Raw genomic sequence first — 18,798 nt, 5'->3', positions numbered from 1 at the left:
CCATGATCCCCGTCACCACATTTTCCGGCAGGAAGGTTGCTCTTTTCGGTCTCGGCGGCTCGGGCCTTGCCACCGCGCATGCGCTGGTGGCGGGGGGCGCCGAGGTAACGGTCTGGGACGACAATCCGGACAGCGTGGAAAAGGCAGCTGCGGCAGGACTGGTGACGGCTGATCTGCGCGGCATCGACTGGGCGGCACAGGCTGCCCTCGTTTTGTCGCCCGGTGTGCCGCTCACCCATCCCAAGCCGCACTGGAGCGTGGATCTTGCCCATGCGGCAGGCGTCGAGATCATCGGTGACATCGAGCTTTTCGTGCGCGAGCGGCGGGCGCAGGCGCCTGACTGCCCGTTCATCGCGATCACCGGCACCAACGGCAAGTCAACCACGACCGCACTGATTGCGCATATTCTGCGTGTCAGCGGTCGCGACACCCAGCTTGGTGGCAATATTGGCACGGCCATCCTGACGCTGGATCCCCCGAAGGCCGGGCGCTTCTACGTGGTGGAATGCTCCTCCTACCAGATCGACCTTGCCCCGACCATCGACCCGACGGCCGGCATCCTGCTGAACCTCACACCCGACCACCTCGACCGCCATGGCACCATGCAGCATTATGCCGAGGTGAAGGAGCGGCTGGTGGCCGGCAGCCGTACGGCGATCGTCGGCATTGACGACAGCTATTGCAGCCTGATTGCCGAACGGATCGAGCGCGCCGGAGTCGGGGTCCGCCGGATTTCCCGTCGCAGCGTTCTCGCCGATGGCTTTTATGCCGAGGCTGGCTGCATCATCCAGGCAAAGGGCGGTGCGACCACCATCGTTGCCGATCTGGCCGGAATCGACACCCTCAAGGGCGCGCACAACGCGCAGAATGCGGCTGCCGCCATTGCCGCCTGCCTTTCGGTCGGCCTGACGGTCGAGGAGGTTCGGGCAGGGTTGAAGAGTTTTCCCGGCCTCAAGCATCGTATGCAGCCGGTGGGACGCCAGGGGCCGATCGTCTTCGTCAATGATTCCAAGGCCACGAACGCGGAGGCTGCGGCACCGGCACTGTCGAGCTACGAGCGCATTTTCTGGATTGCCGGCGGCCTTCCGAAAGCCGGTGGCATCACAAGCCTAGCACCACTCTTCGGTCATATCGTGAAAGCCTATCTGATCGGCGAAGCTGCGGCAGAATTTGCCGCCACGCTGGGGGAGGCGGTGCCGTACGAGATTTCCGGCACGCTGGACCGGGCCGTCGCCCATGCTGCGCATGATGCCATTCAGGATGGCGCGCCTTCGGCGGTGATGCTGTCGCCCGCCTGTGCGAGCTTCGACCAGTTCAAGAATTTCGAGATCCGGGGTGAGACCTTCGTCTCCCTCGTGGCAGAGCTTGACGGCGTGTCCATGCTGGTCGAGCCGAACAAGGGGACGTGAGATGGTAAGCCGCGCAGACCGAGGGCCGCTCGCAGACTGGTTCTGGACGATCGATCGCTTTTTTCTGGCGACGTTCATCCTGCTGATGGGGATCGGCTTCATGCTGTCCTTTGCGGCCTCGCCGCCGGTTGCCGAACGCATCGGCCTGCCGAGTTTCCACTTCGTGGAACGCCACGCGGCCTTCCTGCTGCCCTCGCTCGCGGTGATGATCGGGCTCTCCTTCCTCTCGCCGCGGCAGGTCCGCCGTACCGCCGTGATCATTCTGATCCTCGCAATCGCGATGATGGTGCTGGCCCTGTTCTTCGGTGTCGAGATCAAGGGCGCGCGGCGCTGGTTCTCGGTCGGGCCGCTCTCCATCCAGCCCTCGGAGTTTCTGAAACCCGCCTTCGTGGTGGTCTGCGCCTGGCTGTTTGCCGAGCATTCGCGCCAGCCGGACATTCCGGGCAATCTGTTTGCGATGATCCTCTACGGCATCGTGGCGGCTCTTCTGATCGCCCAGCCCGACCTTGGCCAGACGATTTTGACCAGCACCGTCTGGGGTGCCATGTTCTTCATGGCCGGCATGCCCTGGCTGTGGATCTTCCTGCTCGGTGGCCTCGGCGTCGGCGGCATCTTTGCCGCCTATCATATTTTTCCGCACGTCGCCGGCCGTATCGACCGCTTCATGACCGGTGAGGGCGATACCTTCCAGGTGGATACCGCCCGCGAGGCGATCATCCGTGGCGACTGGTTCGGCCGTGGTCCTGGTGAGGGCATCGTGAAGCGCATCCTGCCGGACAGCCATACAGACTTCATCTTCTCGGTGGCAGCCGAAGAGTTCGGCATCATCTTCTGCATGGTGCTGGTCGCGATCTTCGCCTTCATCGTCGTACGCGGCCTTTCCCATGCCTATCGCGAGCGCAACGAGTTCAACCGCTTTGCGGTGGCCGGGCTTGTGCTGCAGATCGGCGTGCAGTCGATGATCAATGTCGGCGTCAATCTCGAACTCATGCCGGCCAAGGGCATGACGCTGCCGCTGATTTCCTATGGTGGTTCGTCCATGGTCGCCATCTGCGTGACGGCCGGTTTCATTCTGGCGCTCACGCGCCATCGCCCCGAGAAGCGGGCGCAGGAGCGCAGTCTCTTCCGCGTTTCGCACGGCGTACCCGCAGAGTAAGGGACAGCATGAGCAAGGGCATCATTCTGCTTGCCGCCGGCGGGACCGGCGGCCATCTTTTTCCGGCCGAGGCCTTGGGCCATGAGTTGAGGCGACGCGGCTACAGCGTGCATCTGGTGACCGACAAGCGGGCCGAGCGGTTTGCCGGCACCTTTCCGGCCGACGAGATCCATGTGGTACCATCGGCGACCTTCGGGTCCAAGAATCCGGTTGCGGTGGCAAAGGCGCTGCTGACGCTCTGGAAGGGGCTGCGCTCGGCGCGGCGGCTGATGGGGAAGCTGAAGCCGCGCGCCGTCGTCGGCTTCGGTGGCTATCCCACCGTGCCGCCGCTGCTGGCCTCCACCGGGCTTGGCATCCCCTCGATCATTCACGAACAGAACGCGGTCATGGGGCGCGCCAACAAGGCGCTTGCCGCCCGCGTGCGGGCGATCGCCGGCGGCTTTCTGCCGCAGGGCGAGGGCAGCCATGCCGCGAAGACGGTCACGACCGGCAATCCGGTGCGGCCGGCGGTTCTGGTCGCCGCCCAGCAGGCCTATGTGCCGTCCGTGGGCGATGATCCGTTTCATCTGGTCGTCTTTGGCGGCAGCCAGGGAGCCCAGTTCTTCTCCGGGGCCGTGCCGACCGCGCTGGCGCTTCTGCCGGAAAGCCTGCGCAAACGTATCCGGCTGACCCAGCAGGCACGCCCCGAAGACCGCCAGCAGGTGGAAGGCTGCATGGGCAAGCTTGCGATGGCGGCCGATATCTCGCCCTTCTTCGGCGACATGGCCGAGCGAATCGGCGCAGCCCATCTGGTGATCAGCCGTTCCGGCGCATCCACCGTCTCGGAAATTTCCGTGATCGGCCGCCCGGCAATCCTCGTGCCCTATCCTTATGCGCTTGACCACGACCAGGCCGCCAATGCCGCGGCGCTGGTGCGGGCAGGGGGCGCGGACGTCGTGCTGCAGGCGGAACTTTCGCCGGAAAAACTGGCGGGCATGATCACGGCTGCCATGCGTGAACCGGAGCGAATGGCGCAGATGGCGGCTGCGGCCCGCAAGGTGGGACACCCGGATGCGGCAAGCTTGCTCGCCGATCTGGTTGTCGGTATTGCCGACGGACAGGATGTTTCGAAATTCAGGGGAGTACGCGCATGAAGATGCCGAAGGCGATCGGGCTGGTCCATTTCATCGGGATCGGTGGCATCGGCATGAGCGGCATTGCCGAAGTGCTGCACAATCTCGGTCACCGCGTGCAAGGATCCGACCAGTCGGATGGCGCCAATGTCCAGCGCCTGCGCGACAAGGGCATTCCCGTCTTTGTCGGCCATCAGGCCGATAATCTGGGAGATGCCGAGGTGGTGGTCGTGTCCACCGCCATCCGCAAGAACAACCCGGAACTGGTCGCCGCGCGCGAAAAATCCCTGCCGATCGTGCGTCGTGCCGAAATGCTGGCGGAACTGATGCGTTTCCGCAATGCAATCGCCATCGGCGGCACGCATGGCAAGACCACGACCACCTCGATGGTCGCCGCCCTGCTGGAAGCCGGTTCGCTTGATCCGACCGTGATCAACGGCGGCATCATCAATGCCTATGGCACCAACGCCCGCATGGGCGAGGGCGAGTGGATGGTGGTGGAGGCCGACGAATCGGATGGCACCTTCCTGAAACTGCCGGCCGATGTGGCCGTCGTCACCAATATCGATCCCGAGCATCTCGACCATTATGGCAACTTTGATGCCGTGCGCGCCGCCTTCCGCCAGTTCGTGGAAAACGTGCCCTTCTACGGCTTCGGCGTGCTGTGCATCGACCATCCGGAAGTGCAGCAGCTGGTCGGCAAGATCGAGGATCGCAAGATCGTCACCTATGGCGAGAACCCGCAGGCCGATGCGCGCTTCTCCAACGTGCGCATGGAAGGAACGCGCTCGATCTTCGATATCGAGATCCGCCGCCGTCGCACCGGTCGCGTCTTCCAGTTCAAGGATCTGGCCTTGCCGATGCCTGGCCGTCACAACATTTCCAACGCCACGGCGGCGGTGGCCGTGGCCAACCGTCTCGGCATTTCCGAAGCGGATATCCGCAAGGGCCTTGCCGCCTTCGGCGGCGTCAAGCGCCGCTTCACGCTGACCGGCACCTGGAACGGCGTGTCCGTGTTCGACGATTACGGGCATCATCCGGTGGAAATCCGCGCCGTTCTGAAGGCCGCGCGCGAAAGCTGCCAGGGCCGTATCATTGCGGTGCATCAGCCGCACCGCTACAGCCGCCTCTCCAGCCTGTTTGAGGATTTCGTCACCTGCTTCAACGATGCCGACAGCATCCTGATTGCGCCGGTCTATGCGGCGGGAGAAGATGCGATCGAAGGGGCGAATTCCGAAGCGCTTGTGTCGCGCATCCGCGCGGGTGGTCACCGCGATGCCCGCTATCTTCCGACACCGGATGCGCTGCCGGGATTGATTGCCGGCATTGCAAAACCGGGTGATTTCGTGGTTCTTCTTGGGGCTGGCAATATCACGCAATGGGCGGCGGCCTTGCCACGGGAATTGGAAAGTATTTCGGGACAGTCTGCATGAAACAGGTGAATGGGGAAAAGCTGCTGGAATCTCTCGGGTCCGGGGTCAGCGCATTGCGAGGCCGGCTGACGCCCGACGCGCCGATGGAGCGCGTGACCTGGTTCCAGGCCGGTGGTCTGGCGGAACTGATGTTCCAGCCGCATGACGTGGACGATCTGGTGACCTTCCTGCAATTGGTTCCGGACGATGTGCCACTGACGGTCGTGGGCGTCGGCTCCAACCTTCTGGTGCGCGATGGTGGCATTCCGGGCGTGGTGATTCGTCTCTCCGCCAAGGGATTTGGCCAGCTGGAGCTTGCCGGCGACAACCGGATCACGGCCGGCGCGATCTGCCCCGACAAGTATATCGCGGCGATGGCCATGGATAACGGCATCGGCGGCTTTGCCTTCTATTACGGCATTCCGGGCTCGATCGGTGGCGCGCTGCGCATGAATGCCGGTGCCAATGGCAGTGAGACCGCCGCACGCGTCGTCGAAGTGCATGCCGTCGATCGCAAGGGCGAGAAGCACGTGCTCACCAATGCCGACATGGGCTACACCTACCGCCATTCGACGGCTGCGGCCGACCTGATCTTCACGCATGCCGTGTTCGAAGGCTATCCGGACGACCGCGCCAAGATCCGCGCCGAAATGGACGCCGTGCGCCAGCACCGCGAGACGGTGCAGCCGGTCAAGGAAAAGACCGGGGGGTCGACGTTCAAGAACCCGCCCGGCCATTCCGCCTGGGAACTGATCGACGATGCCGGCTGCCGCGGCCTGATGAATGGCGGCGCGCAGATGTCCTCGCTGCATTGCAATTTCATGATCAATATCGGCCACGCGACCGGTTACGATCTGGAATATCTCGGCGAAACCGTGCGTCAGCGCGTGTTCGAAACCTCCGGCATCAAGCTGGAATGGGAAATCAAGCGCCTCGGCATCTTCATGCCGGGCCGCGAGATCCGGCCGTTCCAGGGTGTGACGACGGAGTGATCATGAGCGACGCCGACTTTCGTCTTCAGGAAGAGCGGCGTCGTGTTCTCGTCCAGAATGAGCGAAGAAAGCTGGCGGCCAATGCGCTCGACCGCCTTTCTACTGCCTCGGTTGGGGCTGGGCTCATTGCACCGATGGCTTCCTTTTCGGGCAGTGTGTCGCTGGCCGGCCCCATAGCCGCAATCGTCGTGTCGACGATTGCTTGGCTTTCTGCAGCGTTGACATTACATTTCTTGGCACGGCAACAGCTGGGGAAGCTCCGCCTATGACGTTTGCGACAGCCTTCTATCTTTATATACTGCCAGGCGCGATCTGCGTGGTTGGGCTGGGCTGGATGCTGTTTGACCGTTGGCGGGAACGGCGGAGGACGCATCTTCATCCCGGGGAATGAATTCTGTTCAAGGTTTCCCACGAAAAAGCCCGCGAAGCCAGAGACTTCGCGGGCTTTTTTGTCATCCGGTCTTCGCCGTGGCTCAGACTTCTTCCTTGCCTGACAGCAGGATGCAAAGAAGCGTGATCACCGCGGAAAGGCCGAGATAATAGCCGACATAGGTCATGCCATAGGTCGTCTGCAGCCAGGTGGCGATGTAGGGGGCGAGCGATGCCCCGAAGATGCCGGCCAGGTTGAAGGTGATGGACGAGCCGGTATAGCGCACGGCCGTCGGGAACGGCGCTGCGAGTGCCGTGCCGATCAGGCCGTAGGTGACGCCCATCAGCGCCATGGATGCGGCCGAGAAGATGAAGATCGCCGTCTCGCCGCTCGTCATCAGGGTCGGCAGCAGGAAGGAGAACAGTCCGATCAGCACCGTGACGGCAATCAGCAGTTCGCGGCGCCCCACCCGGTCTGCCAGCTTGCCGGCGAGCGGAATGAACAGGCCGAACACCACCGAGCCCAGCAGCTGCACTTCGAGTGCATCGGTGAAGGGAATCTTCAGAACCTTCACATTGTAGGACAGCAGATAGGCCGAGCCGATGTAGAACAGCACGAAGGTGGCGAGCGCCACGAAGGTGCCGAGCAGCAGGCTGCGCTTGTGGTGACGGAACAGTTCGGCCACCGGTACCTCGACGCGCTCATGCTTGTCGATCGCCTTCTGGAAGGCCGGCGTCTCCGTGATCGACAGGCGAACCCAGAGGCCGACGGCAATCAGGAGAATGGAAGCGAGGAAAGGCACGCGCCAGCCCCAGCTCAGCAGCGCCTCCTGCGGCATGACGTGCAGCAGCAGCCAGAAGATGCCCGAGGACAGGAAGAGACCGACGGGCGCGCCGAGCTGCGGGAACATGCCATACCAGCTGCGCTTGCCGGGCGGTGCGTTTTCGGTGGCAAGCAGCACCGCGCCGCCCCATTCGCCGCCGAGACCGAAGCCCTGGCCGAAACGGCACAGCGCCAGAAGCAGCGGCGCGATAACGCCGATCTGTTCATAGGAGGGCAACAGGCCGATCACGACGGTGGAGATGCCCATGGTGAGCAGCGCGGCCACCAGCGTGGTCTTGCGGCCGACGCGGTCGCCGAAATGGCCGAACACCACGGCGCCGAAGGGGCGCGCGAAGAAGGCAATGGAGAAGGTGGCGAAGGAGGCCAGCAGGGCGGTCATCGGGTCGCTGTTCGGAAAGAACAGCGTCGGGAACACCAGGACGGCCGCCGTCGCATAGACATAGAAGTCGAAGAATTCGATCGTCGTGCCGACAAGGCTCGCCGTCAGGACACGTGCAGGGGAGTTCAAAGCAGGTGTCAACGGCGCTGCTGCCGGCGACGCCTTTGGCATCGCATTTGTCATCATCATTTCCAATGAGGTTGAGCAGGAGCATTAAAAGGAAGGGTTTGCGCTGCCATAAAGCAGTTTTCCTGCGAATGAAACTTTTTTTGCGCATTTTTCTGACGCCATGCAGGGGGACCGCAAGCCCTGTGCCGCCCCCCGCTGCCGCCTCGCGGGTTAACCAAAGTAAACGATTCATTAACTATGTTCAGGCTCTAATAAGGCTGCAGCGGGAATGATTCTCGGGCGATCACGGCAGCGTTCAGGGAGCGATTTATGGGTGGCAAGCATGTGGCGGTTCTGATGGGGGGATTGTCCTCCGAGCGCCCCGTGAGTCTGTCGTCCGGCAATGCCTGCGCAGCGGCGCTCGAGGCTGAAGGTTTCCGCGTGACCCGCATCGATGTCGGGAGTGATGTTGCGGCTGTTCTTGCCGATCTGCGTCCCGATGTGGCGTTCAATGCCCTGCACGGTCCGTTCGGCGAGGACGGGACCATTCAGGGCATTCTCGAATATCTTCAGATTCCCTATACGCATTCCGGCGTTCTGGCCTCGGCTCTTTCCATGGACAAGGCGCGTGCGAAGATTGTCGCCGCCGCCGCCGGGGTTCCCGTCGCAGCCGGTCTGGTGCTGGACCGCCACGAGATCGGTTCCGCACATCCGATGGAGCCGCCTTACGTCGTCAAGCCGGTCTGCGAAGGGTCGTCTTTCGGTGTCGTGATCGTGCGCGAGGGGCAGTCGCATCCGCCTCAGGTGCTGGGCTCGTCCGAATGGCGTTATGGCGATCGCGTCCTGGTGGAGCGCTATGTGGCTGGTCGCGAACTGACCTGCGGCGTCATGGGTGACACGGTGCTGGGGGTTACCGAAGTGGTGCCGCTCTCTGGTGCCTTTTACGATTATGATGCGAAATATGCCGCCGGCGGTTCGCGTCACGTCATCCCGGCGGAAATTTCACCAAATATTTACCAAAACGTACAAACACTCGCTCTCAAGGCGCATCAGGCGATGGGATGTCGCGGTGTGAGTCGGTCCGACTTCCGCTTCAACGAACAATCGACCGGGGATGGTGAGCTTGTCTGGCTGGAGGTGAATACCCAGCCCGGCATGACGCCAACCTCGCTGGTGCCCGAAATGGCCGCTCATGCCGGCCTTTCCTTTGGTGATCTCGTCCGCTGGATGGTGGAGGACGCATCGTGTTCGCGCTGAGAGACAAGAAAGCCCCGGTATCTCGCGGGCGCCCGTCGCAGTACCCGGTCGCCGATGACCGGATGGTGCTGCCGCGCCCGCTGCGTCGCGTCGTTCGTTTCTGTGTCAGCCTTGCGACGGGCCGCATTCATATTCCGCGCCACACCGGCACGGCGTCCGTTTTTCTGATGTTCGGCGCGGTCGGCTTTTACGGCATGTCGGTGGGTGGCCACACGCAGGATGTGGCGCAGGCCACGACGTCCGCCGCCGGTTTTGCCATCGAAAAGGTCATGGTCTCCGGCAATGTCCAGACCTCCGAGATCGACATCCTGCAGATGCTGGGTCTCGATGGTGCGACGTCGCTTCTGTCGCTCGATGTGGAGGGCGCCCGTCGTCGTCTCGGTGAGCTTCCCTGGGTGGAATATGCGGAGGTCCGCAAGATCTATCCGAAGACGATCGAGGTGACGCTGCGCGAGCGGCGCGCCTTCGGCATCTGGCAGCATGGCTCCGAACTCTCGCTGATCGAGAAGGATGGCAGCGTGATTGCGCCGCTGAGAGACAACAAGTTTGCGTCGCTCCCGCTGTTCGTTGGCCGCGATGCCGAAACGGCTGCTGCGGACTTCGAGCAGGAAATGGCGAAATGGCCGGACCTGAAGCATCGCGTCCGCGCCTATGTGCGGGTTGCCAGCCGCCGTTGGGATCTCCATCTCGACAATGGCGTGGTGGTGAGTCTGCCGGAGACGGACGTGCAGCAGGCGCTGACGCTGCTGGCAAAGTTTCAGGCCTCCCAGGGCCTGCTGGAGCGCGATGTCGCCGCAGTCGACCTGCGCTTGCCCGACCGCACCACGGTCCGCTTGACGGAAGGGGCTGCCGAGCGCCGTGCCGCCGCCGTTGCCGCGCGCACCAAGGCACTTCTGAAGACGGGGGGTGACACGTGAGCCTGTTCGGTTCTGCCGGTTTCGGCCTGCCCCGTCTGAAGCCCCTTTCGTCGAAGCGTTCGCACGTCGTGTCGGTGCTCGACATCGGTTCGAGCAAGGTTGTCTGCATGATCGGCCGTCTGACGCCGCGTGCGGAAAGTCAGATCTTGCCGAATCGCACGCATAGCGTTGAAATCATCGGTATCGGTCACCAGCGGTCGCGCGGCGTGAAGTCTGGCGTGATTGCTGATCTGGATGCGGTCGAGAGCGTCGTACGTCTCGCCGTCGATGCTGCCGAGCGTATGGCGGGGCTGACGGTCGACAGTCTTATCGTCAATGTCTCTGCTGGACGAATCACCAGCGATGTCTATACGGCGACGATCGATCTTGGCGGCCAGGAAGTGGAAGCCTCCGACCTGCGCAAGGTTCTGGCCGCAGCCAGCCACCAGTCGCTGCGTCAGGAGCGTGCCGTGCTGCATTCGCTGCCGACGGGCTTTTCTCTGGACGGCGAGCGCGGCATTCGCGATCCGCTCGGCATGTTCGGCGATCTTCTCGGGGTCGACATGCATGTGGTGGCTGCCGAGCGCGCGGCGCTGAAGAACCTGGAGCTGTGCGTCAACCGCGCGCATCTGTCGGTCGAAGGCATTGTGGCAACGCCCTATGCCAGCGGTCTGGCGGCTCTGGTGGACGATGAAGTGGAACTCGGCTGTGCGGCCATCGATATGGGCGGCGGCACCACGACGATCTCGGTCTTTGCCGAGGGCAAGCTTGTGCATACCGATGCGATCGGCATTGGTGGCCATCACGTGACAACGGACCTCGCACGCGGGCTGTCCACCCGCATCGAGGATGCCGAACGTCTGAAGGTGGTGCATGGCTCCGCCATCAGTACCGGTGCGGACGAGCGCGACATGATTGCCGTGCCGCCGATCGGCGAGGACGACCGCGACCTGCCGACGCAGGTGCCGCGATCCCTGGTGACCCGGATCGTGCGGGCCCGCCTGGAAGAAACGCTGGAGCTCATTCGCGACCGCATCCAGAAGTCGGGCTTCAGCCCGATCGTCGGCAAGCGTGTCGTGTTGACGGGCGGTGCGAGCCAGCTGACGGGCCTGCCGGAAACGGCTCGCCGGATCCTGGCCCGCAATGTGCGGATCGGCCGCCCGATGGGGGTTTCGGGCCTGCCGGCCGCAGCCAAGGGTCCGGCCTTTTCTACCGCGGTCGGCCTGCTGATCTATCCGCAGGTGGCGGACATGGAAACACATGCCGGGCAGGGCGGGCTTCTGGCTTCGCTAGGCAATGGCAACAGCCGCATCGCCCGCATGGGGCAGTGGCTCAAGGAAAGTTTCTGACGCTTGAGGACAGGCGAGAGCGTCAGCCCAGTTGAAAGAATCGGCCCGCTTGGCGAGGCGGCCAGAGAAAGAAGGAACGGTTACATGCCCATCAATCTGCAAAAGCCGGATATCACCGAGCTGAAGCCTCGGATCACCGTCTTCGGCGTTGGCGGCGGCGGCGGCAACGCCGTCAACAACATGATCACCGCGGGCCTGGAAGGCGTCGATTTCGTCGTCGCCAATACCGATGCCCAGGCACTGACCATGTCCAAGGCCGAGCGCATCATCCAGATGGGTGTGCAGGTAACCGAAGGCCTCGGCGCAGGCTCGCAGCCGGAAGTCGGCCGCGCGGCCGCCGAGGAATGCCTCGATGAAATCATCGATCATCTCAGCAGCACACATATGTGCTTCGTCACCGCCGGCATGGGCGGCGGCACGGGCACGGGGGCGGCACCGGTCGTGGCCCAGGCCGCCCGCAACAAGGGTATCCTGACCGTCGGCGTCGTCACCAAGCCGTTCCACTTCGAAGGTCAGCGCCGCATGCGCCTGGCGGAAATGGGTATCCAGGAACTGCAGAAGTCGGTCGATACGCTGATCGTCATCCCGAACCAGAACCTGTTCCGCATTGCCAACGACAAGACCACCTTTGCCGATGCCTTCGCAATGGCCGACCAGGTGCTCTACTCCGGCGTTGCCTGCATCACCGACCTGATGGTGAAGGAAGGTCTCATCAACCTCGACTTCGCCGACGTTCGCTCCGTGATGCGCGAAATGGGCCGCGCCATGATGGGCACCGGCGAAGCTTCCGGCCAGGGCCGCGCCATGCAGGCCGCCGAAGCCGCGATTGCCAACCCGCTGCTCGATGAAACCTCGATGAAGGGTGCGCAGGGCCTCCTGATCTCCATCACCGGCGGTCGTGACCTCACCCTGTTCGAAGTCGACGAAGCGGCCACCCGCATCCGCGAGGAAGTCGATCCGGACGCCAACATCATCCTCGGCGCGACCTTCGACGAAGCCCTGGAAGGCGTGATCCGCGTGTCCGTCGTTGCCACCGGCATCGACCGCGCCATGACCGAAAACGACCTGCGTGCCGCTGAAATGCGCGCTGCGCAGAAGCCGATTATCCGTCCCTCCGCGGCCGTTGCTTCGGCACCGGCCGCAGCCCAGCCTGCAATGGCGCAGGCACCCCGTTCCGTCCCGGTTGACCCGGTTGCCGAAACGATCCGTCAGGCGGAAGCCCAGATGGAACGCGAACTGTCGATCTCCAGCCTGCAGCCCTCGGCTCCGGCCCCGCAGCCTGTTCATCACCAGCCTGCACCGGTTGCCGCTCAGGATGAATTCCGCCCGCAGAGCCGCCTGTTTCAGTCGGCCGAGCCGGTCATGAACCGTCCCGTCCAGGCGCCGGCTCCGGCCCCTGTCCAGCAGGCAGCTCCGGTCTATGCCGCCCAGCCGCAGCCCGCACCGATGATGCCGCAGCCGCAGCCGATGCAGATGCCTGCGGCTCCCCGTATGGCGCCGCAGCCGATGGAACAGGCCGCGCCCGTCATTCGCACCGCGCCCGAGCAGGTTCGCATGCCGCGCGTCGAGGATTTCCCGCCGGTCGTGAAGGCCGAGATGGAACACCGCAGCCAGCCGGTTCAGCCTGCCGGCGAAGAGCGTGGCCCGATGGGCCTCCTCAAGCGGATCACCAACTCGCTCGGCCGCCGCGAAGACGACGAAGCCAATGTCGGTGAAATGACGTCGGCGCCGGCGGCATCCTCGCAGCAGCGTCGTCCGCTGTCGCCGGAGGCAAGCCTCTATGCGCCGCGCCGCGGCAACCTCGATGACCATGGTCGCGCCGCTCCGTCCTCGCGCGCGCATCATGAAGACGATCAGCTGGAAATTCCGGCTTTCCTGCGCCGTCAGTCCACCTGACGGCCAGAGGCCCGGTGACGAACCGGGCCACATCTCTCCGCCTCGCAAGCCTGAGAAGAAAATGCCCGGACCGCTTCGGCGATCCGGGCATTTTCTGTTGAAGCACGGCCTGTTGAAAAGTCCGCTCAGTGGGTGAGGCGGATATCGGTGACCTGGGTTCCCTTGGGGCTCCAGCTGACGGAGACCACATCGCCGAAGCTGTCGGGAAAGATGAAGGTCTGCAGATCCGGCATGTTGCCGCGCACGGTCACGGCATAGGCAGTCGTGCTCCCGGAGGGGAGCTTGCCGACGAACATGATGGACTGTGTCGTTCGATCCGGATTGCGGATCTTCAGCGACCTGACCCGGAATGTCTGCTGCGACTGCAGCGCGACATTGAAGTTCAGCGACTCGCTGCCGGGAAAGGCGAGGGTGCGTTTGCTCTGCTGGTCGCGTGCGGCAAAGATGCATTTCTGGCCGTCATCGCAAGGACGCAGCCCGACGCGTGCAGACAGGATGTAGCCGTCCTCGCCATAAGCGGGGGTCGAGGTACCCACATCGAGTCCGGACATGGTTAACAGACTGTCATGGCCGCTGCCGGCACAGTCGTCCCGCCCGCTGACGGCGGGCTGCTGTGATGACATTGCGACGTCGGTGACGCGCAGGCCGCAGGGGCTCGCCGCCACGGCCGGTGAAGTCAAGGAGAGGCCGGAAATTGCGAATGTTATGTATATCGCAGATGAAATACATGCTGCCATCTGCGGCTTTGGCCTGAAACGACGCCATGGCGCCTCGGTTGCTGTCGGCATGAGCGTCTCCTCCGTGTTTTTCGTTGTTTTTTACGCTTTTTTACACAGTATTTAAAGTGTGACGCCATCGTCAAGCCACAGTCTGACGTGCAGCCCGATCCCTGTTCACACTTTCTGTATGCCTTGCGAAAAACTCCGTGAAATCAAACGGGTGACTTCGTAACAGAGCGAAAGAAACAGTGATTTGGAATGGGCGTGCGGTCGCCGTATGTACATAATCGAGAAAGATCGGTTCATCCGTCCAGGCGGATTTAAGAAACCGGAAAGAAACTGCATCCCCGGCTTCTGGGCGTGCGGCATGACAAAGGCAAGACACATGACCATCGGACTTCTGGGCTTTCAGACGACAATCGCCGCTCCCGTGACGCTTTCGGGAATCGGCGTTCACTCGGGAAGCCCGGTTTCGATCACGTTCCAGCCTGCAGAAGCAGGTACCGGGATCGTCTTCAGCCGTCAGTTCGCCGATGGCACCACGGCCGAATATCGCGCTGTTTCCTCGAATGTCGGCAATACCGATCTCTGCACCGTGCTCGGCACCTCGCTCAGCCGTTCCGTTGCTACCATCGAACATGTCATGGCGGCGCTCTATGCGCTTGGTCTCGACAACCTGGTGGTGGAAGTGGACGGCGCGGAAATGCCGATCATGGACGGTTCCTCGATCGCCTTCATCGAAGCCATCGAGCAGGCCGGCATCGTCAATCTCGGTGAAAAGCGTCGCTACATCCGCGTGCTGAAGCCGGTGCGCATCGATTCGGGCGCTTCCTGGTCTGAGTTTCGGCCCCATGATGGCACGCGCTTCGAAGTCGAGATCGATTTTGCCTCGCCGCTGATCGGCCGCCAGTCCTGGCAGGGCGAACTGACAGCGCAGGTGTTTCGTGACGAGCTGGCGCGCGCGCGGACCTTTGGCTTCATGCGCGATGTGGAGCGCCTGTGGGCGGCCGGTTTCGCACTTGGCTCCTCGCTCGAAAATTCCGTGGTGATTTCCGACGACGATACGGTCGTCAATGTCGAGGGCCTGCGTTATGCGGACGAGTTCGTCCGCCACAAGACGCTTGATGCCGTCGGCGATCTGGCTCTCGCCGGTGCGCAGTTCATTGGCTGCTACCGTTCCTATCGCGGCGGCCACAAGATGAACGCCAACGCGCTGAAGGCGTTGCTCAGCGACCGCTCGGCCTATGAGATCGTGGAGGCGCCGATGCGTAGCCAGCGGGTGCGTGCCCGCGAGTTTGTCGCCGTCAGCACCGCAGAATTTGCACCCTGGGCCGGCTGAGAAGCTCCGGGCAGGTTGAGGGCTTGGCCGTCTCCTTCGAGGCGGCCTTTCTTTTTGCAAACAGGCCCTTCCTGCCGCCATAAATTTGCGTCAAAGCGCCATCATTGCGTTGCTCTGCCGCTTCCTTTATGGCTACAAGGCCTCTCGGGCGGACGATGTAACATCGCGTGACAATCGGGAACTGTCGAATGACTGAGACGAAGTCTGTTGGAATAAGGAACACGGCGCGCATTGCTGCGGTGTCCCTGCTTTTGGTCGGTACCAGTGTCCTGGTCACCGCTTGCCAGTCAGACCCGGACATCGACATCACCAAGCTTGGCCTGAACGTGGATCCGCCGGAGCAGCTCTACAACCAGGGCCTGGCGAACATGAAGGCGGGCAATCTGGCCGAAGCCAGCCGCAAGTTCGACGCGATCGACAAGCAGAATCCGTTCACCGACTGGGCGCGCAAGGCGCTGGTGATGAGCACTTTCACCAAGTATCGTCTGGCGCGCTACGACGATGCGGTTACCACCGGCAACCGCTACATGAAGCAATATCCGCAGTCGGAAGATTCGGCCTACGTGCAGTATCTGGTGGGCCTGTCCTACTCCAAGCAGATCGTCGATGTGACACAGGACCAGAAGATGGCCCGCAGCACGATCGACGCCATGCAGAAGGTCGTCAACAACTATCCGAAGTCTGAATATGTCGAGGATGCGCAGGCGAAGATCCGCTTTGCGCGTGACCAGTTGGCCGGCAAGGAAATGCAGATCGGCCGCTATTATCTCGAGCGCAAGGAATATCTGGCAGCGATCGCCCGCTTCCGCAACGTGGTGGAAAACTACGGCAATACCAACCAGGTCGAGGAGGCTCTCGCGCGTCTGGTCGAGTCCTATTATGCCATGGGCGTGACGGAAGAGGCGCAGACGGCGGCCGCTGTGCTGGGGCACAACTATCCGGACAGCCAGTGGTATACCGACTCCTTCAAACTGCTGAAGGGCGGCGGCCTGGAGCCGCGTGAGAACCGCGGTTCGTGGATTTCGCGCGCCGGAGCCAAGTTGATCGGCGCCTGAACGGGAAGACCATGCTTATCCAGTTGTCGATCCGTGATATCGTCCTGATCGAGCGGCTGGACCTCGGCTTTGAAAGTGGTCTGTCCGTGCTGACGGGCGAGACGGGGGCCGGTAAATCCATTCTGCTCGACAGCCTGTCGCTGGCGCTCGGTGGCCGTGGCGACGGCGGCCTCGTGCGCCATGGCCTGGACAAGGGCCAGGTGACGGCGGTGTTCGATATCGCAGCGAATCATCCCGCGCGTCTTCTTCTGCGCGAGAACGGGCTGGATGACGAGGGTGACCTGATCTTTCGTCGTGTGCAGTCGGCCGATGGACGCACCAAGGCCTCCATCAACGACCAGCCTGTCAGCGTGCAGCTGATGCGCCAGACTGGCCAGATGCTGGTGGAAATTCACGGCCAGCATGATGACCGCGCACTCGTCGACATCAACGCCCATCGCACGCTGCTGGATGCCTTTGCCGGGTTGACCGAGATGGTGGGCGAGGTATCCGTCCTCTATCGCACGTGGCGGGAGGCGGAGCGGGCCCTGAACACGCATCGCGCCCGCGTTGAAGCCGCAGCCCGCGAGGCCGATTACCTGCGCGCCTCCGTCGAGGAATTGCGGGCGCTGAGCCCCCGCGACGGCGAGGAGGACGAGCTTGCCGAGCATCGCGCCCGGATGCAGAAATCCGAACGTATCGCCGGTGACATTGCCGAGGCTTCCGAGTTCCTGAACGGCAACGGTTCGCCCGTGCCGCTCATCGCCTCGCTGGTGCGCCGGCTCGAGCGCAAGAGCCATGAGGCCCCGGGTCTTCTGGAAGAAACGGTACAACTGCTCGATTCGGCGCTCGACAATCTGTCCAATGCGCAGATGGAGGTGGAGGCCGCCCTTCGCCGCACCGAATTCGATCCGCGCGAGCTGGAGCGTGTCGAGGAGCGTCTCTTTGCCCTGCGCGCCGCCAGCCGCAAATATTCCGTGGCGGTGGCCGACCTGCCGGCGCTGGCGGAAAAGATGGTGGCCGATCTCGCCGATCTCGATGCGGGCGAGGAGCGGTTGGGTCAGCTGGAAAAGACGGCCGAAGCGGCACATGCTGCCTTTGACCGGGCCGCGCGGTCGCTGTCTGCCGAGCGACACAAGGCTGCCACGGGACTGGCTGACGCCGTCATGGCCGAACTGCCGGCGCTGAAGCTGGAGCGTGCCCGCTTCATGGTCAATGTCACCGCCGATCCGGACAATGCGGCGGCGGAAGGCATCGATACCGTCGAATTCCACGTGCAGACCAATCCCGGCACGCGGCCCGGGCCGATCATGAAGGTGGCCTCCGGGGGTGAGCTTTCCCGCTTCCTGCTGGCGCTGAAGGTGGCGCTTGCCGACCGAGGCTCTGCGCCGACGCTCGTTTTCGATGAGATCGACACCGGCGTTGGCGGTGCGGTGGCCGATGCCATCGGCCAGCGGCTGAAGCGGCTGTCGGACAAGGTGCAGGTTCTCTCCGTCACCCATGCGCCGCAGGTGGCGGCGCGGGCGGCGACCCATCTCCTGATTTCCAAGGGGCCTGCCAGCGACGGTTCGGACAAGATCGCCACCCGCGTCGCCACCATGTCGCCGGATCATCGGGCCGAGGAGATCGCCCGCATGCTGTCGGGCGCCTCCGTCACGGATGAGGCACGCGCCGCCGCAGCGCGCCTGCTGGCCGGGAACGGCTGACACGGCGCGGGCTTGCGCCTGTTTGGCCCGGCAATGCATGGTGCCGGATCGCCGGGGCCCGCCCGGTCGCAACCAGACGGGCCGTTGTTACCTTGGCATCGCAGACCTCATTTCGCGGAGAACGCATCGGCGCGGCGCCCTGCCATGCGATGCAGCACGTCATCCTTCCAGATGTAGCGGTGGACGATCACCATGCCCACATGGCCGGCGACCAAAGCGAGCAGCGTCCAGGCCAGCAGGCCATGGGCGGCATGGCCGGCATCGACCATCCATTGCACCTTTTCAGGCGCACCCGGCAGCACCGGCAGACCGAAGACGGCCACGCCACGGCCCGAGCCATAGGCGCGCAGCAGTGCCAGCAGCGGCACGATGAGCATCAGCGCGTAGAGCCCGAGATGGCCAAGGCGCGCGGCAAGCGCCACGAAGCCTGTTCCGTGCGGCGGGCGGCGGGCCAGATTTGAGATGCCCCAGAGCGCGCGCGGAATCGCAAGCGCCATCAGGATGGTGCCGACCGAGGCATGCGTGCCGGTGAAGACGCCAACCAGCGGCGTTCGTCCGAGCACGAGCTTTAAGGTCATTCCGACAAATTGCCAGGCAAACAGCAGCGCCATGCCCCAGTGCAGCACGCGGGTGACGGTGCCATAGGTGAGGTCATTGTCGACAAGAGCGGAGGAGGGGGTGAGGGAGGCGGTGTCGCGCAGGGAGTGCGCCATGGGAAAACTCCGGGAGAAGAGTTCAGGAGAGGAATTGTGCACTGCACTCGTTAGCGCCGCGCTTTCCTGCCTGTCCACACACGCCACGACACATTGTCGTCATTGCCG

17 protein-coding genes are annotated in these 18,798 nt (G+C 63.4%); 14 read left to right on the top strand and 3 right to left on the bottom strand.

All coding sequences use genetic code 11. The features are described 5' to 3' along the window. The first annotated feature begins 2 nt into the window (after positions 1-2). From murD to FNA46_RS15435, 6 genes are read left to right on the top strand one after another with little or no spacing between them, the layout of a single operon-like run. Positions 3-1,409: a UDP-N-acetylmuramoyl-L-alanine--D-glutamate ligase gene (murD, locus tag FNA46_RS15460; RefSeq protein ID WP_143126106.1), complete on the top strand. Its 1,407-nt coding sequence runs from the start codon at positions 3-5 to the stop codon at positions 1,407-1,409. A 1-nt stretch (position 1,410) separates the two neighbouring features. Then, positions 1,411-2,565 carry a putative lipid II flippase FtsW gene (ftsW, locus tag FNA46_RS15455; protein WP_143126105.1) on the top strand — a complete coding sequence of 385 codons (1,155 nt, stop codon included), beginning with the start codon at positions 1,411-1,413 and terminating at the stop codon, positions 2,563-2,565. An 8-nt stretch (positions 2,566-2,573) separates the two neighbouring features. Beyond that, a complete protein-coding gene (murG, locus tag FNA46_RS15450; protein WP_143126104.1) occupies positions 2,574-3,698 on the top strand; it encodes an undecaprenyldiphospho-muramoylpentapeptide beta-N-acetylglucosaminyltransferase in 1,125 nt (374 codons plus the stop codon). Next, positions 3,695-5,110, top strand: coding sequence for a UDP-N-acetylmuramate--L-alanine ligase (murC, locus tag FNA46_RS15445; RefSeq protein WP_143126103.1), 1,416 nt, complete (start codon positions 3,695-3,697; stop codon positions 5,108-5,110). Before murG ends, murC begins: the two co-directional genes overlap by 4 nt. Further along, the gene (gene murB / locus FNA46_RS15440) at positions 5,107-6,081 is read left to right on the top strand and encodes a UDP-N-acetylmuramate dehydrogenase (RefSeq protein ID WP_143126102.1); all 975 of its coding nucleotides are present in this window, start codon (positions 5,107-5,109) and stop codon (positions 6,079-6,081) included. Before murC ends, murB begins: the two co-directional genes overlap by 4 nt. Positions 6,082-6,083: 2 nt before the next feature. Further along, complete coding sequence (locus FNA46_RS15435) at positions 6,084-6,350, top strand: hypothetical protein (RefSeq protein ID WP_143126101.1); 267 nt, start codon at positions 6,084-6,086, stop codon at positions 6,348-6,350. A gap of 204 nt (positions 6,351-6,554) precedes the next feature. Here the strand turns inward: FNA46_RS15435 and FNA46_RS15430 are convergent, their stop codons facing one another. Continuing rightward, positions 6,555-7,856 (bottom strand): MFS transporter, encoded by a 1,302-nt coding sequence (locus tag FNA46_RS15430; RefSeq protein ID WP_143126100.1) that lies wholly within the window; start codon positions 7,854-7,856, stop codon positions 6,555-6,557. Between the two features lie 255 nt (positions 7,857-8,111). Here FNA46_RS15430 and FNA46_RS15425 point away from each other — a divergent pair, with 255 nt between their 5' ends. The 4 genes from FNA46_RS15425 (at position 8,112) to ftsZ (ending at position 13,179) form a co-directional block, all read left to right on the top strand. Next, a complete protein-coding gene (locus FNA46_RS15425; protein ID WP_143126099.1) occupies positions 8,112-9,038 on the top strand; it encodes a D-alanine--D-alanine ligase in 927 nt (308 codons plus the stop codon). Continuing rightward, positions 9,026-9,955: a cell division protein FtsQ/DivIB gene (locus tag FNA46_RS15420; protein ID WP_425468764.1), complete on the top strand. Its 930-nt coding sequence runs from the start codon at positions 9,026-9,028 to the stop codon at positions 9,953-9,955. Before FNA46_RS15425 ends, FNA46_RS15420 begins: the two co-directional genes overlap by 13 nt. Continuing rightward, on the top strand, positions 9,952-11,283 hold the full coding sequence (ftsA, locus tag FNA46_RS15415) for a cell division protein FtsA (RefSeq protein WP_143126098.1): 1,332 nt from the start codon (positions 9,952-9,954) through the stop codon (positions 11,281-11,283). The genes FNA46_RS15420 and ftsA overlap by 4 nt, the downstream gene beginning before the upstream one ends. A gap of 84 nt (positions 11,284-11,367) precedes the next feature. After that, complete coding sequence (gene ftsZ / locus FNA46_RS15410; RefSeq protein ID WP_143126097.1) at positions 11,368-13,179, top strand: cell division protein FtsZ; 1,812 nt, start codon at positions 11,368-11,370, stop codon at positions 13,177-13,179. 125 nt (positions 13,180-13,304) lie between these two features. Here ftsZ and FNA46_RS15405 read toward each other — a convergent pair whose 3' ends face one another. After that, positions 13,305-13,730: a hypothetical protein gene (locus tag FNA46_RS15405; RefSeq protein WP_143126096.1), complete on the bottom strand. Its 426-nt coding sequence runs from the start codon at positions 13,728-13,730 to the stop codon at positions 13,305-13,307. On the opposite strand from FNA46_RS15405, the gene FNA46_RS15400 reads away from it, so the two are divergent. From FNA46_RS15400 to recN, 4 genes are all read left to right on the top strand, one after another. Then, positions 13,729-14,022: a hypothetical protein gene (locus FNA46_RS15400; RefSeq protein WP_143126095.1), complete on the top strand. Its 294-nt coding sequence runs from the start codon at positions 13,729-13,731 to the stop codon at positions 14,020-14,022. The two genes, FNA46_RS15405 and FNA46_RS15400, sit on opposite strands and share 2 nt — an antisense overlap. Before the next feature lie 261 nt (positions 14,023-14,283). Next, positions 14,284-15,237 carry a UDP-3-O-acyl-N-acetylglucosamine deacetylase gene (gene lpxC, locus FNA46_RS15395; RefSeq protein WP_143126094.1) on the top strand — a complete coding sequence of 318 codons (954 nt, stop codon included), beginning with the start codon at positions 14,284-14,286 and terminating at the stop codon, positions 15,235-15,237. Between the two features lie 188 nt (positions 15,238-15,425). Continuing rightward, a complete protein-coding gene (locus tag FNA46_RS15390) occupies positions 15,426-16,292 on the top strand; it encodes an outer membrane protein assembly factor BamD (protein WP_143126093.1) in 867 nt (288 codons plus the stop codon). A gap of 11 nt (positions 16,293-16,303) precedes the next feature. Continuing rightward, on the top strand, positions 16,304-17,977 hold the full coding sequence (recN, locus tag FNA46_RS15385) for a DNA repair protein RecN (RefSeq protein ID WP_143126092.1): 1,674 nt from the start codon (positions 16,304-16,306) through the stop codon (positions 17,975-17,977). Positions 17,978-18,084: 107 nt separating this feature from the next. On the opposite strand, the gene FNA46_RS15380 is transcribed toward recN, so the two are convergent. Then, positions 18,085-18,690, bottom strand: coding sequence for a cytochrome b (locus FNA46_RS15380; protein ID WP_143126091.1), 606 nt, complete (start codon positions 18,688-18,690; stop codon positions 18,085-18,087). Between the last annotated feature and the right edge of the window lie 108 nt (positions 18,691-18,798).

Origin of the sequence: Affinirhizobium straminoryzae, assembly GCF_007004135.1 — a bacterium.
GTDB lineage: Bacteria > Pseudomonadota > Alphaproteobacteria > Rhizobiales > Rhizobiaceae > Neorhizobium > Neorhizobium straminoryzae.
The sequence above is the reverse complement of the archived record's forward strand: the minus strand, read 5'-3'. Positions and strand labels throughout refer to the sequence as shown.

What these genes read in the sequence shown, in the direction of transcription:
- lpxC (WP_143126094.1), top strand. Translation starts at nt 14,284, where the DNA reads ATGACCATCGGACTTCTGGGCTTTCAGACGACAATCGCCGCTCCCGTG.
- murB (WP_143126102.1), top strand. Translation starts at nt 5,107, where the DNA reads ATGAAACAGGTGAATGGGGAAAAGCTGCTGGAATCTCTCGGGTCCGGG.
- ftsZ (WP_143126097.1), top strand. Translation starts at nt 11,368, where the DNA reads ATGCCCATCAATCTGCAAAAGCCGGATATCACCGAGCTGAAGCCTCGG.
- FNA46_RS15405 (WP_143126096.1), bottom strand. Translation starts at nt 13,730, where the DNA reads ATGTCCGGACTCGATGTGGGTACCTCGACCCCCGCTTATGGCGAGGAC.
- FNA46_RS15430 (WP_143126100.1), bottom strand. Translation starts at nt 7,856, where the DNA reads ATGACAAATGCGATGCCAAAGGCGTCGCCGGCAGCAGCGCCGTTGACA.
- FNA46_RS15400 (WP_143126095.1), top strand. Translation starts at nt 13,729, where the DNA reads ATGGTTAACAGACTGTCATGGCCGCTGCCGGCACAGTCGTCCCGCCCG.
- recN (WP_143126092.1), top strand. Translation starts at nt 16,304, where the DNA reads ATGCTTATCCAGTTGTCGATCCGTGATATCGTCCTGATCGAGCGGCTG.
- murG (WP_143126104.1), top strand. Translation starts at nt 2,574, where the DNA reads ATGAGCAAGGGCATCATTCTGCTTGCCGCCGGCGGGACCGGCGGCCAT.
- FNA46_RS15435 (WP_143126101.1), top strand. Translation starts at nt 6,084, where the DNA reads ATGAGCGACGCCGACTTTCGTCTTCAGGAAGAGCGGCGTCGTGTTCTC.
- FNA46_RS15425 (WP_143126099.1), top strand. Translation starts at nt 8,112, where the DNA reads ATGGGTGGCAAGCATGTGGCGGTTCTGATGGGGGGATTGTCCTCCGAG.
- murD (WP_143126106.1), top strand. Translation starts at nt 3, where the DNA reads ATGATCCCCGTCACCACATTTTCCGGCAGGAAGGTTGCTCTTTTCGGT.
- FNA46_RS15390 (WP_143126093.1), top strand. Translation starts at nt 15,426, where the DNA reads ATGACTGAGACGAAGTCTGTTGGAATAAGGAACACGGCGCGCATTGCT.
- murC (WP_143126103.1), top strand. Translation starts at nt 3,695, where the DNA reads ATGAAGATGCCGAAGGCGATCGGGCTGGTCCATTTCATCGGGATCGGT.
- ftsW (WP_143126105.1), top strand. Translation starts at nt 1,411, where the DNA reads ATGGTAAGCCGCGCAGACCGAGGGCCGCTCGCAGACTGGTTCTGGACG.
- FNA46_RS15380 (WP_143126091.1), bottom strand. Translation starts at nt 18,690, where the DNA reads ATGGCGCACTCCCTGCGCGACACCGCCTCCCTCACCCCCTCCTCCGCT.